Genomic DNA, 15,733 nt, shown 5'->3' with positions numbered 1-15,733 from the left:
TTCCACAGCTAACCAAAGTTTTTCTGCGGCCGCCGCCTCCATCATAACCCAGCACTTCCACCAGCGCCGCCCCCGAGTAGCGGAACTCGTCAAGAGTTTCGGGGTGCGCAATCCCTGGTAGCGGAACTCGTCAAGAGTTTCGGAATGGAACTTGAACGACGCGATTCGAAAGCCTTGACGGCTTCCGCTACGAGGGCGGCTACGTGGGCGGCTACGGTTTGATCATCCAGCAGGAATCGTGCGGTTGCATTCCGATATGCGGGTAATAGGTCCGCGCAGCCGGGGCGGCCAACAGGATGAGCATGCTCTGCAGGCCAGCCGCCTCATGCGTGCGGCGAATCAATTCGCGACCAATGCCTTGTTTTTGAAAGGCGACATCGACCGCCAGGTCCGATAGATACGTGCAATAGGCAAAGTCGGTAATCGCCCGCGAGACACCGATCAGCACTCCGTCGACACGCGCCGTCAAGATCACTTGTGCGTTGCGCAGCATCGATTCAATGCGGTCGGGTTCGTCGACCGGCCGCCGCTGGGCCAAGGTCGAACGCGTCAAGCAGTCGATAAATTCAGCGGCCGACAAGTCTGGCTCGAGCCCGTATTGCGGCTCTTTCATAGGTTTGGCTTTCTGTTTCTGTTATAATAAAGGTATGCTCCTTCAGTCAGTCGCGACGCCTGTCCCACCGCGTCCCTCGCCTGCGACTACAACTTGAATCCAGCCACTCAAATTGAACCCAGCATGGCGATTCCCACCGATGACCAGTAACCTTCCATCCCGGCTGTTAACAGTGTTGCTACTGGTTGTGGCTCGGTTTACCGCCTCAACACCACTGGCCCATGCGGGCGACGATAACGAACTAAACCAATTGTTTCGGGAGCAGATCGCACCGATTCTAGAGCGAAACTGCGTGGCGTGTCACAACAGCGACAAGCGGGAAGGCGGTTTGGTTCTCGATTCGGCTGCGGGATTGGCCGCCGGCGGCGATAGCGGGCCAGCCATCGATGCTGCAGATATTAATCAAAGTGCCTTGCTATTGGCGGTCCTGCCCAGCGGCGACGAACCTCCGGCGATGCCCAAAGGTCGTCCCGCATTATCCACCGCTCAAGTCGCGACCCTCCGCGAGTGGTTAGCCCAAAAGGCTCCTTGGCCCGACAATCTGGCGCTCGTTGCCAACGAAACACCCGACGAAAAGTGGTGGTCGCTCGAGCCACTGCAGGACTCAACCTCGCCCTCCCCCAACTCGTCATCCCACTCTGCCAACTGGACTCGCGAGAATTACATCGATGCCTATATTCAAGCGCCACTGGAGGCCAAAGGGTTGCAACCTGCGCCCCCGGCCGAGCGACGTGAACTACTTCGTCGCGCGACGTTTGATCTGACGGGACTGCCACCCACTGCCGACGAATTGCAAACGTTCATCGACGACCAGCGACCCGATGCCTACGAGCGCGTGGTTGATCGACTATTGGCTTCGCCTGCGCACGGTGAACGTTGGGCTCGGCATTGGCTGGACGTTGTTCACTATGGTGAGACGCACGGTTATGACAAAGACAAATTGCGGCTGAATGCCTGGCCCTACCGCGACTACGTGATTCGCGCTCTCAATAGCGACAAACCCTACGATCGATTCGTGCGCGAACAGATCGCCGGTGATGTGTTGTGGCCCAATAGTTATGAAGCCATCGAAGCCGTGGGGTTCTTGTCGGCCGGTCCCTGGGATTTCATCGGACACTTCGAAGTGCCCGAATCGAAACTCGATGGTCGCATCGCGCGGCATCTGGATCGCGACGATATGGTTCAGAATACTTTCTTGACCTTTCAAAGCCTGACCATCGGATGTGCCCAGTGCCATAACCACAAGTTCGACCCGATTACGCAAAAGGAATATTACGGACTGCAAGCAGTCTTCGCGGCCTTGGATCGAACTGAACGCAAGTATTATCGCGACGATGAAGTCATGGGTCGTTATCGCGCCTTGGAATTAGAACAACGCCAACTGACCAGCGAACGAAACGCGCTCCGCGACCAGATCAGCCAACTGGGTTCGCCGCGCTTGGCCGAGATCGACCAGCAACTCAGCCAGGCTAAAGCCACAGGCCCCAAACTACCGGCGGAGCATGGCTATCATTCGGCCATTGAAAACCAGGCCGATAGCGTTAAGTGGGTGCAGATCGATCTGGGCGAGCCGCTGGAGATCGCTGCGGTCCAGTGGATTGCTTGCCATGATGACTTTGCCGGCATCGGTGCAGGCTTCGGCGCTCCCAAACGTTGGACGATTCAAGCGGGCAATGATCCCAAATTTGAATCGGACGTCGAGTTGCTGTGGGACCAATCGCACGCCCCTGCCGCCAACCCCGGCATTCAAGTTCAAGCTCGCGACGTAGCGCCTCGACTGGCGCGTTACGTACGTTTCACGGCCTTGGAATTGGCCGAGCGAAAAGACGATTACATCTTGGCCCTCGCCGAACTGCGCGTGCTGAACAAGGCTGGTGTCAATCTAGCGCTCAAGAAGGCAGTCACCGCGCTCGACTCGATCGAAGCCCCCGAGCGCTGGTCGCGCAGCAACCTGGTCGATGACAAGTACCCACAAGCGAAGATGGCGGCGAGCGCAGAAGCCGAATTGGTCCGCGAGCGCGAGGAACTGCTTACACGTCTCGTGCCAGCAGAGACCTTAGCGCGGCAGCGCGAGGTCGAGCGCCTGCTCGGAGAACTAGACGCGCAGATCAAGTCACTGCCAGCCCCTGAGCAAGTTTACGTGGCCACGATTCATTATGGATCGGGAGCCTTCTCGGGCACTGGCCCCAACGGAGGCCGGCCGCGCAAAGTGCAAGTGCTACCGCGCGGCGATGTGGCCCGCAATGGCCCAGAGGCGCAACCGTTGACCTTGAATTGCTTCAGCGATCTACCGCATGAACTTGGCAGCCTCGACTCGTCCGATGCCCAGCGTCGCCAGGCACTGGCCGCCTGGTTAACCAGCGGGCACAATCCACTAACCTGGCGCTCGATCGCTAATCGACTTTGGAGCTATCACTTCCAGCGAGGCATTGTCGATACGCCTAACGACTTCGGACGGATGGGCGGATTGCCATCGCACCCCGAACTGCTTGACCGTCTGGCTCTGCAACTGCGCGATCAACAATCGCTCAAACAACTGCACCGACAAATAGTGCTCAGTGCTACCTATCGACAATCCTCGCAAAGCGACGCGCGGACCAGCGAAGTCGATCCTAATAACCAATGGCTAGCGCACAGCCCACGCAAGCGACTAGAAGCCGAAGCGATTCGCGATGCCATGTTGCAGGTCGCTGGTCTCTTGCGCCGCGAAATGGGCGGACCAAGTTATCAAGATTTTGTCATCGAACATCCCGAGCATTCGCCGCATTATGAATATCGGCTGCACGATCCGCGCACTCCCAGCACCATGCGGCGCAGCGTCTATCGATTCATCGCCAGGTCGCAGACGCAACCCTTGATGACATCGCTCGACTGCGCCGATCCTTCGATGCAAGTCGACGTCCGCAACCAATCGAATTCGGCCACGCAAGCCCTAACGTTACTGAACAACGCTTTTACGCTGATGGCTGCAGAAGAATGGGCCGATCGTATCAGTGGCCAGTCATCCGACGTCCCAGAAGCTGTTCGTCAGATGTTCTCTACCGCCACTGGCCGACCACCTGACACCACCGAACAGCAAATGCTATGCGAAGTCGCTCAACAACATGGCCTGACGACCGTGGCCCGCGTGATTTTTAACTTGAATGAATTTGTATACGTTGACTAGTTATTAGAAGTAGCCAACGCCGCCAGGCGGTGGATTTTTAGAAGTAGCCACCGCTGCCAAGCGGTGGATGTCGCGGTCGGCCAATTCCACCGTCTGGCGACGGTGGCTACCGAAGTGTGAAAAGCCCTAACCCGAATTGGACGTGTCGAAGTGCTTAGACGCGACTTTTTAATCAACTCTGCGGGCGGATTTGGTAGCCTGGCTTTGGCGGCCATGTTGGCCGATGAGTCTCGCGCGACTGAGAATCAACGGCCGACTCATCATCGACCACGCGCCAAGCGGGTGATTCAACTCTTTATGGCTGGAGCGGCTAGTCACATTGATCTGTTCGATTACAAACCCGAACTGGCCAAAGCTCATGGCCGGCCGAGCGACTTTGGTGAACCGATCGAAGCGTTTCAGAACGGCCTGGGTCCGTGGCTCGGACCGATCTGGCCGTTTCAACCATATGGCCAATCGGGCAAGCCGCTCAGTAGTATCGTGTCGCGTTTGGGTACCGTTGTCGATGAACTGGCATTTGTTCACAACCTGGTTGGTAAGTCAGGTGTGCACAGCCAAGCCACTCTGTTGCAAACCACGGGCTTCGATCGACCTGGATTTCCATCGGCTGGTGCCTGGGTCAGTTATGCACTGGGCAGCATGAATGACAACTTGCCGACCTTTGTGGTCTTGCCCGATCATCGAGGGCTGGCCAGCAACGGGACCAAGAACTGGGATAGCGCCTTCTTGCCACCGCAAGCGGCTGGCACGGTGATCTATCCTGATCGCGAGAAACCGATCGCCGACTTGTTCCCTGCATCGCAACGCGCCAAGATCGATCCGGCTCACGAACAGGATTTGCGAACTCTCTTGAAACGCATGAATCAGCGGCATGCCTTAGCGCGACCCGAAGATGCGCGTTTAGAGGCGCGCATCGAAAGTTACGAACTGGCAGCCAAGATGCAACTGGCGGCCCCGGAGGCTCTCGATTTCAGCGACGAACCGGCGCACATCTTGAAACTCTATGGACTGGACAATGTGCCCAGTGAGTTTCCTAGCGAGATCAACCAGCGTGAAGAGGCGATTCTGTTTGGCCGCAAGTGCCTGGCGGCTCGACGCTTGATCGAACGCGGTGTGCGTTTCGTGCAAGTCTGGTCAGGCAATGACAATGGTTTCCCACGCCGCAATTGGGATTCCCACGAGGATGTCGAGCGCGATCATGGCCCCTTGGCCTTTGGTATGGCCTCAGGGGCTGCGGCCTTGATCGAAGATTTGCGGCAGCGCGGCTTGTTGGAAGATACGATCGTGTTGTGGACCACTGAGTTTGGTCGATTGCCCAGCAGCCAAGGCGGTCGCGGTCGCGATCACAATCCTTTTGTGTTCACCAACTGGCTGTGCGGCGGCGGCATTCGCGGCGGGATCACTTGCGGTGAATCGGATCAGTGGGGCTACAAACCCGCCGATCGCAACCAGGTAACCAGCGTTTATGACATTCACGCGACGATCCTGCATCTTTTGGGTTATGATCACACGCGCCTGACCGTTCGCAACGGCGGCATCGATCGCCGCTTGACTGATGTTCATGGTCACGTAATTGAAGGTTTGTTGGCGTAAGAGGACCAACTATCCAGTTTGCCGAGCATTGGTTAGGATAAGATAGTCGCCTTTGGCGTTCGGTAGCGGAACGCGTCAAGCGTTTCGAGTGCCTTGACGCAGGGAATTTCGAAAGCCTTGACGGCTTCCGCTACTGCCGGAGCGTGATAGGAAAGAAGACAATTAACCCTTGGGATCCTTGATGAGCATTAGCGCTAGTGTGCTTGAGACCTTACATCGCATCCACCGGCAGAAAAGCGATCTGACCGGCCAGTTGGAGCGCGGACCCAAGCAGATACAGGCGGCCAAGTACAAAATTGACCTGTGCAAAAAGGCGCTCGAGGAGATTCGCGAAAAACAAAAACACTTGCGCATGGATGCTGACCGCCGCCAGTTGCAGTTGCGTGAGCGCGAGCAACGCATTCGCAACTTGGAAGGCAAGATGAACGCTGCTAAAGAGAATCGCGAATACCAAACGCTCAAAGAACAAATTGCCGCGGATCTGCAAGCCAATAACGTGCTCTCCGACGAGATCCTCGAACTGCTTGAACAAGTCGATGTGGTCACCGCTCAAATCGAACCGGCTCAAAAGCAAATCAGTGCCGCCGAAGCGGAGGCGATTGAAACTGAAAAACGCATCATGGAACGCTTGAAGTCGGTCCAAGTCGATTTGGACCGAGTCTTGAATGAGCTGGCGCAAGTGGAAAGTCAGCTCTCCGGTGAATTCAAACGCGACTACGAACGCTTGATCTCGCTCAAGGGCGAAGATGGCATAGCCGAGACCGAAGGCAATTGCTGCGGCGGCTGTTACCAGATGTTAACACCGCAAATGTTGGATCGCCTGGCTAATCATCACACAGTTGTCTGCCCAACCTGCGGACGCTTCCTGTATCAAACTTGATTCACAGTGTATGGCATTATCGAGCGTAGAACTGTGGCAACGCATTACGGCCAGCCAGCTCGCATCGCCGATGATCTGTCGTGCCTGGGCAGCGGATGCCGCTGCGCAACTCTCGGCCAGCGAAGCTCTCGACGGCGCCAAGCTCGCCCAGCAACTGGTCGCTCAAGGCAAGCTGACGCAGTTTCAAGCCGATAGCCTGGTCGCGGGCAGCGATCAGCCTTTGGTCCAGCACGGACTTCGCTTGCTCGAACCAGTTAACTACACGCTCTATCCAGCGCCTGATGTACGTTCTGTGTTCAACGGTTGGTGGTTGGCCGCCAAGACTCCCACGGCCACGCCCGCCTGGTATCGCTGGCTGACAGCGGATGATCTGAAACGTCCGCCCATCGCCAATGCCCAGCCATCTTTGCCGCGCGTGTTGCAACATGCACAAGTTCGACATGAGAACCTGCAAGGTGTCGAACCGCCCGAAATGGCCAGCGGCGCTTTGCAATTGTGCTTGCAACCCGTGCAAGGCAAGCTGCTGACAACGTGGTGCGATGGTCAACCCAAGCCGACCGACATGGTCATGCAAATGGTTTTGGATGTGGCCGCAAGTTTGTCGGCTTTGCATGCCGCCGGTTTGACCCATGGTCGAGTCACACCCGACCGTATTTGCGCCAGTCTCAATGGCAAGTATCAACTGCTGCGCGATCCTCTATGCGGGCTGTCCCTGCAACTGGATGGCACAGACGCTTCGCGAGGCACGCCTCACGGCTTGTTAGCGCAGCGGTTGCCCGGAAAGTTGATCGCCGCTCACTTCATAGCCCCCGAGTTTTTGGCGCCCGCGCAAGTTGCGACAGCTCAAACCGATCTGTACGGCTTGGGATGTGTGGCCTGGACCATGCTCGTCGGCAAACCGCCGTTCCATGCCGATCAGGCTGAGAAGATTCTGGCAGCCCATGCGGAACGACCATTTAATCACCAAGCTCTGGCGACTGTGCCTGAACCGCTGGCCCGCTGCTTATGGCATTGCCTGGCCAAGAATCCCGCCGCGCGTTTCGCTTCCGGCCAGCAACTCGTAGAGAGTTTGCGCGAGGCCCAGCGCATCGTAGCCGGTGGGCCACTGCCGACACCCAAGCCCGTCAAACGGGCCCCGACGACCACGGTGATCGATGCCGAAATCGCCCAGCCCGCGCCCGAAGCAATCGAGCCCGAATCAATCAAGCCCGAAGTCGCTCAACCACGCACGCCTCCCGCAGTGCCCAAGCTACCAGCCACGACGGCCGTTCCACAGCCGTCGCCGAAGGAACCGAAGAGTAAGGTGCCTGAAACACCCGCTTCAACTGAACCAAGCACTCAGCCAGTTGCGCGGCCTGTAGATTCATCGGCCGCTGGACATACGGCACCTGTCATCCCAGCCATACCATTGATCCCCGCCGCGCCAGCTAGCCCAGCGGCAAGTGTGCCAGCGGTCCAGCCATCGACGACCGCACCCGCCTCCCCAACAACATCTCCAACATCTCCAACATCTCCAACATCTCCAACATCTCCAACATCTGCAACGCAGCCATCCGCAGCCCCATCTGCCCCTGCACCGCTGAGTGCGCAAGTCACTTCGGAACCGCAAGCGCAACCAGTGGCCAAGCCGGCGGTGCGCTTGGCGGCACCAGGCAAACCGCCTGCGCGTCGGGCTGTGCAGCGCGGCGTGCGCAAGCCCGCGGCCAAACGCAAGACTAGCCACGCCTGGCTCACGCCGCTGATCGGCGGTGGCGCTCTGGTCGCGCTGGTGCTAATGTTGTTAGTGATGCGCGGCGGTTGGGGCGGAGCTGGTTCCTCCGGCGCAGGCGGCAAAAAGAACTCATACGAGATCGCGAATTCCGGCAGCAGTGGAGCGACGGGTGGTTTCGTAGCCAATCCAGCCCCAGCCACGCCGGTCGATCCGCGGACCGAGAAGTTTGAACTTGTTGACAGTGATCCAACTGCGTTATGGGCACCACCACGCGCGCCTGAGCCAATGGCTTTAGACCTGTTGCCACCCGGCGCGCAAGCGTTCGTGGCCTTGCGGCCCGCGACCTTGCTCAGTTCACCAGGCCATAAAGAACTCCTCAGTCTCTTGGATACTGATACTGGCGACTTCTGGAAATGGTTGAACCTGCTCAGCGGTGTGCCGCTCGAATCGCTCGACCGGGTCGTGGTGGCCGCCTATCCTGGTCAAAGTGGTGTGCCACAGTATGCCTTGCGCGTCGAACTTGCTCAGCCTGTGCCGCTTTCGAAATTGAAAGGCCCCTGGAACCTGACGGCTGAACTGAAGGTCGGTCAGCAGATGTTGTTGATCGCTGACACGCAAGCCTATTACATCGCTCAACAACCGCTGGTCGATTCGCAGTCGATCTCTGCCTTTGCCGTAGGGCCCACGGAATTGATGCGCGACAGTGCCTCGATGCAAGGGGCACGCGGTCCGTTGGCCAGTGCCGTCGAACAATTGTGGCAGAGCGCCGATCGCGATGCCGAGTTCACGTTGTTGCTCAGCCCGTCTTTTCTGTTTACCGAGGGCCGCAGTTGGCTTGAACAAGCTCCACCGCGGCTGAAGAGCCTGGTGGATACCTGGCTGCCACGAGATACACGCGGATTGATGCTCACCAGTTCACTGGACGAGAGTTGGTTTTATGAACTGCGCATGGTGGGGGCCAGCGATCGCGAAGCCTTAGTCGCTGTACAAAAGTTAAACGATCTGAAAGACAAACTGCCCCAACAAGTCGAAAACTGGTTGGTCAACGAACTACCGCACCCGCATTGGCGTGCCATGGCCAATCGTTACCCCAGCATGCTGCGTGCACTTACTGCGCAAACGCGCGTGGGCACCGAAAATGGACAAGCCATCGCCAATGCTTACCTGCCACCCAGCGCGGCACCAAATTTGATTTACGCCAGTTGGATGGCTGTGCAACCCACATCGACCGCCACCGCCAACACAGCAGTGGCCAACAATTCACCAGCCTCCACCGGCAATGCCCTTTCACCAACACAGATTCTCGAACGTAAAATCTCGCTCAGCAGCGATCCGGTAGGAGTTGAAATTATCTTGGCCCTGATCGCTGAACAAGCCAACGACCAGTTGCCCGCAGGCACCCAACCGCTGACGTTCGAACTCAATGGTACTGCGTTTCAACTTGCCGGCTTCACGCGCAACTTTCAGGTGCGCGATTTCAAAGTCGAAAATCAAACAGTGCGCGAGGCTTTGACCTTGCTCGTGACCAAAGCCAATCCAGCCCAAAACGCAGCTCTGAAGTCGGCCGATCAAAAGATGATCTGGGTGCTACTGGATGGCGATAATCCTGAGAAAGCCATGGTATCGTTGACTAGTCGCGAAGCGGCTCAAGCGGCTCAGCAACCACTACCTGCCGAGTTTGCACCGTAAGCACATTCGTAGCCGAAGTCGCCAGACTTTGGAGGCGTTAACGTACATCGCTTCATCCAAACTCTGGCGAGTTCGGCTACGGATGATCCAAACTCTGGCGAGTTCGGCTACGGTTCGGCTACGGATCAGCGGACAGGTTCCAGGCCCAGTCCACGGCGCAGGACACCAATTTGGCCAGCATGAATGGCTTCGTGCATAGGACAAAAAACCAGCGCCCCTAGCTTGGTCGGATAAGCCGCATACGGCATATCAATCGGTTCGATCAAGGTGGCATGACTGAGCGTCACGGCGACTTTACACGACTCTTCATGGATCGCATGAAAGTGCTGCAGTAGCACAGCAGGCGTGGGGTTCTTGGGGTCATCGGGATCGATCGATGGTTGCGAACCACGGCCGAAGTTCTTCCGTAACCAACCTGGCAACAGATCCATATCGCTTTCGACGCGGCCACGTTGACGAAAGAGCATCAATCCATATTGGGCCACGGCCATATGTCCGACTTGCCAGGCAACATGCGAAGGCAACCCGGGTACCAACTTGTACCACAGGTCATGCGAAATAGTATCGATCAATTGCAGCGAATAGGCGCGCATCCAGCGCATCTGGGCAACAGCTTGATCGCGGCCAGCGACGACCGCTTGTTCGGTCATTTGCGAGATGTCGAGAGTTGGAAAGTCTTGCAAGCTGGAAACTCCTGAGAACTATTCTTCGATCCAATCTTCGACCAGCGAAGTATCGGCCAGCATCAATTCGGGCTTGCCGGCTTCGGACAGCTGAAACTGGTCACCGGGATTATAGAAATCCACTTCGACTCGATACTGCGAGCCGATCTTTTCTGGCAAACAAACGACGATGTAAGAATCACCGACCACGCGCACCTGGCGCTGGCTGAGCGAAACAATCAGAGCCGCGCGTTCATCGATACCGATGCCAACTAGTTGTGGGTTGGTCTCCACAACTTGTCGTAAACGCGAGAAGCGATTGCGCTTGATGAAGTGTTGATCGATAATCACGCCCGGGAGAAATCCGAACCCAGTTCCGACCGAGGGTTTCTTGCGTCCGCCGGTGATCATCACCTCGGACATCACCGCAGCGCCTGCGGAGGTACCGCCCACGATACCGTTGCGCTGCAGGACATCTCGAATCTTCTTTTCGACCAGCGTGTCTTTGTAACAAGATGTCAACCAGGTTTGCTGGCCACCGCCCAACCAGACTCCAGTTGCGTCGTCTAGGGCAACTGAGAATTTGGGATCATTGGCTTGTTCGGACGAGCTGGCGTTGAGTACATGGACCGAGGCCGGATGGCAGGCCATCCATTCATCGAAATACTGCTTTTCAAAACTCTCGTCGACGTAGACACCTGGTATGACAACCAGCTTGGCCTTCTCACCACCAGCCAGTTCAACGAATTGACGCTGGACGCGCTCGGGCAGTTCACCGCCACCCGCGATCATCAGAGTGCCACCAGAAGTATGCAGGTGAGTTGCCGAGTGCAGTAACAGCTTGGTGGTATGACGCTGGATTTCCAAACGAAAGTAGGTACCCAGTCCCAGCACTGCTAGTACTAGTAGACTCCAGCCCCAGATTCGCGCTTGCCAGAATCGCATCCTAACCACCGGCCACAGAAGAGATGATGAGATGGATCACACATGACTGGCTTTTAGCAACACGTGTGGGTAACGAAAAGTCCGAATGCATCGAATTTGGCTGTCAGCTAAAATGCGTCCGCCAATGATAGGGCATTCCGTCGCAATTATACGACGCAGTGAGCAGCACAGTTGCCACTCGCCCCTTGTTTTTATCGTCGTCATTTGCCAAAACCTCCAAGAAGTGTTACCCCAGCCGGGCGATTTGCGGATAGTCCCAACATGATGAGTGGCGTTGTGCTGTTTTCCAAAGTGCGTGATTACCTGGAGCTGATTCGGTTCAGCCATACGGTCTTTGCATTGCCTTTTGCACTGCTGGGAGTCGTGTTGGCGATCATCGTCCCTCGCGATGTGCCGCTCTCGGGCAGTCAGTTGATGTGGCGCGCGTTGGCGGTGGTGCTGTGCATGGTCACAGCCCGCTCGGCTGCCATGGCCTTTAATCGCCTGGTCGATGCCGCCATCGATGCCAAAAATCCGCGCACGGCCGTTCGGCACATACCTAGCGGAAGACTATCCAAGTCTGGCGTTGCTTTGTTTTTTGTAGTAATGGTGCTGGGCTTTTGGTCCAGTTGTACGTTATTCTTGCCCAACTGGTTACCGCTGGCCGGAGCGTTGCCGGTGCTCGTGTGGATTTGTGGATACAGCTTCGCCAAACGTTTCACCAGTGCGGCTCATCTGTGGTTGGGGATCGCGCTCGCGCTATCGCCGATCTGCGCATGGCTAGCCATGCGCGGCGAACAAGTGCTGCTCGACCCCAGTGACCTGGGACCGGCCATTGGCCTGGCGATGGCCATCGCCGCCTGGGTGATGGGCTTTGACATTATCTATGCCAGTCAAGATGCGCAATTCGATCGCGACAGCGGCTTGCACAGCGTGCCTGCTCGGTTCGGCGTCGCTGGCGGACTGCGAATTGCTGCGCTGGCGCATGGTTTTATGATCGTGGTCTTGATGGCTTGGCCTGTGGTGTTTCCGCAGCTGCGTTTAGGTGTGATCTACTATGCCACGCTGCTCGTCGTGGCCGCTCTGGTCGCATACCAACATCGCCTGGTTAGCGAGGATGATCTTCAGCGCGTCAACGTAGCCTTCTTCAACGTCAACGCCGTCATTAGCTTCGGCCTCTGTGCCGCCACCGCCCTGGACGCACTGCTATAGAGCGCCACGGAAGCGAGTGGACTTTAGCAGTTCTGCAGAGCCCTTTTAAAACGCAGAGTTCGCGGAGCCCGCGGAGAAAACGCTGTAGATAAAGCTACCAAGCCCTCTCGTTTTGGTCTTCTCTGCGATTCTCTGCGTCTCTGCGTTTTAGTAATGCAATAACATCAAAGCCATCCCAAAGGTGTTTGCTCTTCGCGCGGCGGGCCGGGATTACTACAAGGGCGTTATCAAACTCTTGTATTTGGGATGACTGGAACATGCGGACCATTGCGATCACTTCGGTAATGTCGTTAGCCCTGGTCATGGCTTCGTGGCTCAGCGGTTTTACTCAACAGCCCGCGCAGCAGGTTCCTCAGCCGCTAGGCTCCACGCCCGTGGGTCCCCCCCAAGCTGGACAAGGAGGTGGCGATGTTCAGGTGCTGTCGACCGTTTTTGCTAACGGTGTTCAGCAGGTGGTGTACGTCGATTCTCGGCTGCAAACCATCGCGGTCTACCATGTTCAGGCTGGCTCGGCCAAGTTAGAACTGAAGAGTGTCCGCAAAATCAGCCTGGATTTGGCTATCGAGCAATTTAACGCCACTGAGCCCTTACCGAGCGATATGCGGTTGCTGCGGCAGTAGAGCCGGCACAGGTCTGACCAAAAAACTCTCAGATTCTGCCGCGGATATTTCGCAAATGGAAGAATTTGGGTTAGTATGAAATCGTGCCCCGCCGGGTCGCGGAGCCAATGCACTACTTGTCAACCAATCGACCCACCGCGGCTGGCCACTGTGATAACAGCAGGTCCGGTCGCAACCAAACGCATCCTGTTTGAGCCCACAATGATTGTGAGGCGTCCTCGGGCGATGGATCTGCCAAATGTGCCGGCCAGCCGGTGACCCGAAGGAGTTTTCGCAGAATGTCCAGCAACTTCGTTTCCTTAGAAGAAGCTGCCAAGCGGCTTGGTGTCAGCGCGGATGAACTGGTCGAAATGCGTTCGCGCGGCGACATCTTTGGCTACCGCGACGGCGGCAGCTGGAAATTCAAACCTGAGGAAATCGAACGCGTTCGCAGCGAAATCATGGGCGATGCCCTGGATGAAGATCCAGCGGGCTCGTCGATCCTGGTCAGCGAACAAGACGTGGGTGCAGCCGGCAGTAAAGCGGGCAGCACAATCGGCAGCGATGTGCAACTGGCAACCGATGACAACGATGTCACCTTGGTTCCCGATCCAGGCAGTGGCAGCGACGTAAAATTGGTCGGCCGATCGACTCCCAAACCGCCTTCCGATGTCGATCTGGAAGGTGATGATCTCTTGATGGCCGAGGGAAGCAACATTCTGGGCGGTGGCAGCGATATCAAACCGGGCAGCTCCAATCGGCTGGTCGGGTCCGATCTGAAACTCTCAGCCGACGATGATGACGATGACGAGCTGACGTTGCAGTCTGACGAAGACGACTTGGTTGTGCCCGGATCCGGCGTAGGTTCAGGTCTGGGTAGCGGCATTTCCGCCGGCGGCAGCAGCAGCGGCAGTGACGTCGAGATCGGTAGTGATATTTCGCTGTCGTTGGGTGAAGGCTCCGACGTGCTGGCAGGACTCAGCCCTGTTTCGAAACCGGCTCGCGGCTCAGGCTCGTCCGGCCGAGACTTGTCGATGAGCGACGAAGACGATTTAGTGCTCGGCGCCGGCAGTGATTTAGCCTTGGGCAACGATAGCGGAATCAACTTAATGAGCCCTTCGGACAGCGGTATCTCGCTGGAAGACGAACCACTGGACCTGGCTGGCAGCGGTATATCGGGTCTCGACTTGGCGGCTGAAGGTTCAGATGCAGGTGGCTCATCGGTCGTATCGTCAGGCGTATCCGGTGTCGGTTCTGGCATCAATCAAGCCGAAGAATTTCAACTAACTCCCTCAGGTTCGATCGAAAACGAAGATGACAGCGGATCGCAAGTCATCGAATTAGAAGACTCATCTGAGTTCGGTGATGCAGCCGTGGCGCTGCCAGCCGATGACGGTGGCTTTGGCGACGCAGCCGGTTTTGGAGACGCGGGTGGTTTCGGTGACGCGATGGGTGCCACAGCCGCCGGCGCTGCTCCTGCCTTAGTCGGCACACCTGAAGTCCCATTCCAAACGGGCATGGTACTATTGCTGCTGGGTATTCTCATGATCATGGGCATGTCTGGCATCCTGGTCTCCGACCTGGTTCGCAACATGTGGCAATACGCCGAAGGCTCCAGCGACCTCAGCAGCGGCTTCACCAAAGCCGTCGCCGGCATCCTCGGCAAATAGTTGTGGCATAGGCTTCCAGCCTGTGTCGTCATGTGGCATAGGCTTCCAGCCTGTGTTTTGGAGTGCGGTGCCCGAGGCACCGCTTTGATGTACGCGAAGACTGTCCCACAGCCTGCACGCACAAGTGGTCGTAGATGTGCCACAGGCTTCAGGCTTCCAGCCTGTGTCCTCTAAAAATCCTATCCCCTCTCTGCGCTCTCTGCGTTTAACGATACCTTAGCGACTTGTCGATGCGGCAAGATCAACTACGGCAACTCGTTATGAAGGGATCACCTGTGGCTCGATTGACTGATTCGCAACTGCTGCAGCTAAAGCGTTGGAACACGCCTACGATTTACAATGGCTGGGAACAAGTCACCCACGGCGACATAGCCCGCGATGCGTTCAACATCGAGGAGACGCGTGATTTCATGCCGCAGATGGGACCGATGGTTGGCTACGCGGTAACGGTGGTCATCGAACCATCGCAGAAAGCGCATCGCGCGGCCAGACCCAATGCGTGGCACGACTATCGTGACTATGTCGCTGCCCAGCCCGGCCCGAAAATCGTGGTGGTGCAAGACCTGGATAAACCACAAGTGATTGGTTCCTTCTGGGGTGAAGTTAATGCCAACGTGCATGCGGCCATGGGCTGCGTCGGCACGATCGTCGATGGTGCCATTCGCGATGTCGATGAAATGACGTCCGCCGGATTCAAGGCGCTGGCGCGGCGGTTGTGCGTGGGGCACGCTTATTCGATGCCAGTCAGCTGGGGCCAGCCCGTGGAAGTCTTCGGCACGCAGATCAAGCCTGGCCAACTGATCCACGCCGACAAACATGGCTTTCTGGCTGTTCCGCCCGACGATGAAGCCTGGCTCTTGGAAGCTTCTCGCGCGATGGATCAAGCCGAATGCGACACCCTGATCAGTGCCGCCCGCGCCTCGTCCGGTCGACCCATCGCTGATACGATCGCCGCCATCCGCCAGGCATCACTGGAATTCGTGAAAATCAAATCGCAAGTCAAACGCCCCTAAC

11 protein-coding genes are annotated in these 15,733 nt (G+C 57.2%); 8 read left to right on the top strand and 3 right to left on the bottom strand.

All coding sequences use genetic code 11. From position 1 onward, the window contains the following. Positions 1-211: 211 nt before the first annotated feature. Complete coding sequence (locus tag SH573x_RS08855; protein WP_479354263.1) at positions 212-613, bottom strand: GNAT family N-acetyltransferase; 402 nt, start codon at positions 611-613, stop codon at positions 212-214. 139 nt (positions 614-752) lie between these two features. Between SH573x_RS08855 and SH573x_RS08850 the strand changes: the two genes are divergently transcribed. The 4 genes from SH573x_RS08850 (at position 753) to SH573x_RS08835 (ending at position 9,652) form a co-directional block, all read left to right on the top strand. Beyond that, the gene (locus tag SH573x_RS08850) at positions 753-3,779 is read left to right on the top strand and encodes a DUF1549 domain-containing protein (protein WP_479354261.1); all 3,027 of its coding nucleotides are present in this window, start codon (positions 753-755) and stop codon (positions 3,777-3,779) included. Between the two features lie 213 nt (positions 3,780-3,992). Continuing rightward, positions 3,993-5,372 (top strand): DUF1501 domain-containing protein, encoded by a 1,380-nt coding sequence (locus SH573x_RS08845; protein WP_479356679.1) that lies wholly within the window; start codon positions 3,993-3,995, stop codon positions 5,370-5,372. A gap of 181 nt (positions 5,373-5,553) precedes the next feature. Beyond that, a complete protein-coding gene (locus tag SH573x_RS08840; RefSeq protein WP_479354259.1) occupies positions 5,554-6,252 on the top strand; it encodes a zinc ribbon domain-containing protein in 699 nt (232 codons plus the stop codon). 10 nt (positions 6,253-6,262) lie between these two features. Beyond that, a complete protein-coding gene (locus SH573x_RS08835; RefSeq protein WP_479354258.1) occupies positions 6,263-9,652 on the top strand; it encodes a protein kinase domain-containing protein in 3,390 nt (1,129 codons plus the stop codon). 125 nt (positions 9,653-9,777) lie between these two features. Here SH573x_RS08835 and SH573x_RS08830 read toward each other — a convergent pair whose 3' ends face one another. Beyond that, positions 9,778-10,335 (bottom strand): DinB family protein, encoded by a 558-nt coding sequence (locus SH573x_RS08830; protein ID WP_479354256.1) that lies wholly within the window; start codon positions 10,333-10,335, stop codon positions 9,778-9,780. A gap of 18 nt (positions 10,336-10,353) precedes the next feature. After that, entirely contained in the window at positions 10,354-11,259 is a 906-nt protein-coding gene (locus SH573x_RS08825) for a cyanophycinase (RefSeq protein ID WP_479354254.1), read from the bottom strand. Between the two features lie 261 nt (positions 11,260-11,520). Here SH573x_RS08825 and SH573x_RS08820 point away from each other — a divergent pair, with 261 nt between their 5' ends. The 4 genes from SH573x_RS08820 (at position 11,521) to SH573x_RS08805 (ending at position 15,732) form a co-directional block, all read left to right on the top strand. Next, positions 11,521-12,450 carry a UbiA-like polyprenyltransferase gene (locus tag SH573x_RS08820; protein WP_479354253.1) on the top strand — a complete coding sequence of 310 codons (930 nt, stop codon included), beginning with the start codon at positions 11,521-11,523 and terminating at the stop codon, positions 12,448-12,450. 257 nt (positions 12,451-12,707) lie between these two features. Continuing rightward, complete coding sequence (locus tag SH573x_RS08815) at positions 12,708-13,070, top strand: hypothetical protein (RefSeq protein WP_479354251.1); 363 nt, start codon at positions 12,708-12,710, stop codon at positions 13,068-13,070. Positions 13,071-13,348: 278 nt separating this feature from the next. Beyond that, entirely contained in the window at positions 13,349-14,719 is a 1,371-nt protein-coding gene (locus SH573x_RS08810; protein ID WP_479354249.1) for a helix-turn-helix domain-containing protein, read from the top strand. Positions 14,720-14,994: 275 nt separating this feature from the next. Beyond that, the gene (locus SH573x_RS08805) at positions 14,995-15,732 is read left to right on the top strand and encodes an RraA family protein (protein ID WP_479354248.1); all 738 of its coding nucleotides are present in this window, start codon (positions 14,995-14,997) and stop codon (positions 15,730-15,732) included. Position 15,733: the final 1 nt, after the last annotated feature.

It is taken from the genome of Rania fehmarnensis (assembly GCF_056494185.1).
The sequence above is the reverse complement of the archived record's forward strand: the minus strand, read 5'-3'. Positions and strand labels throughout refer to the sequence as shown.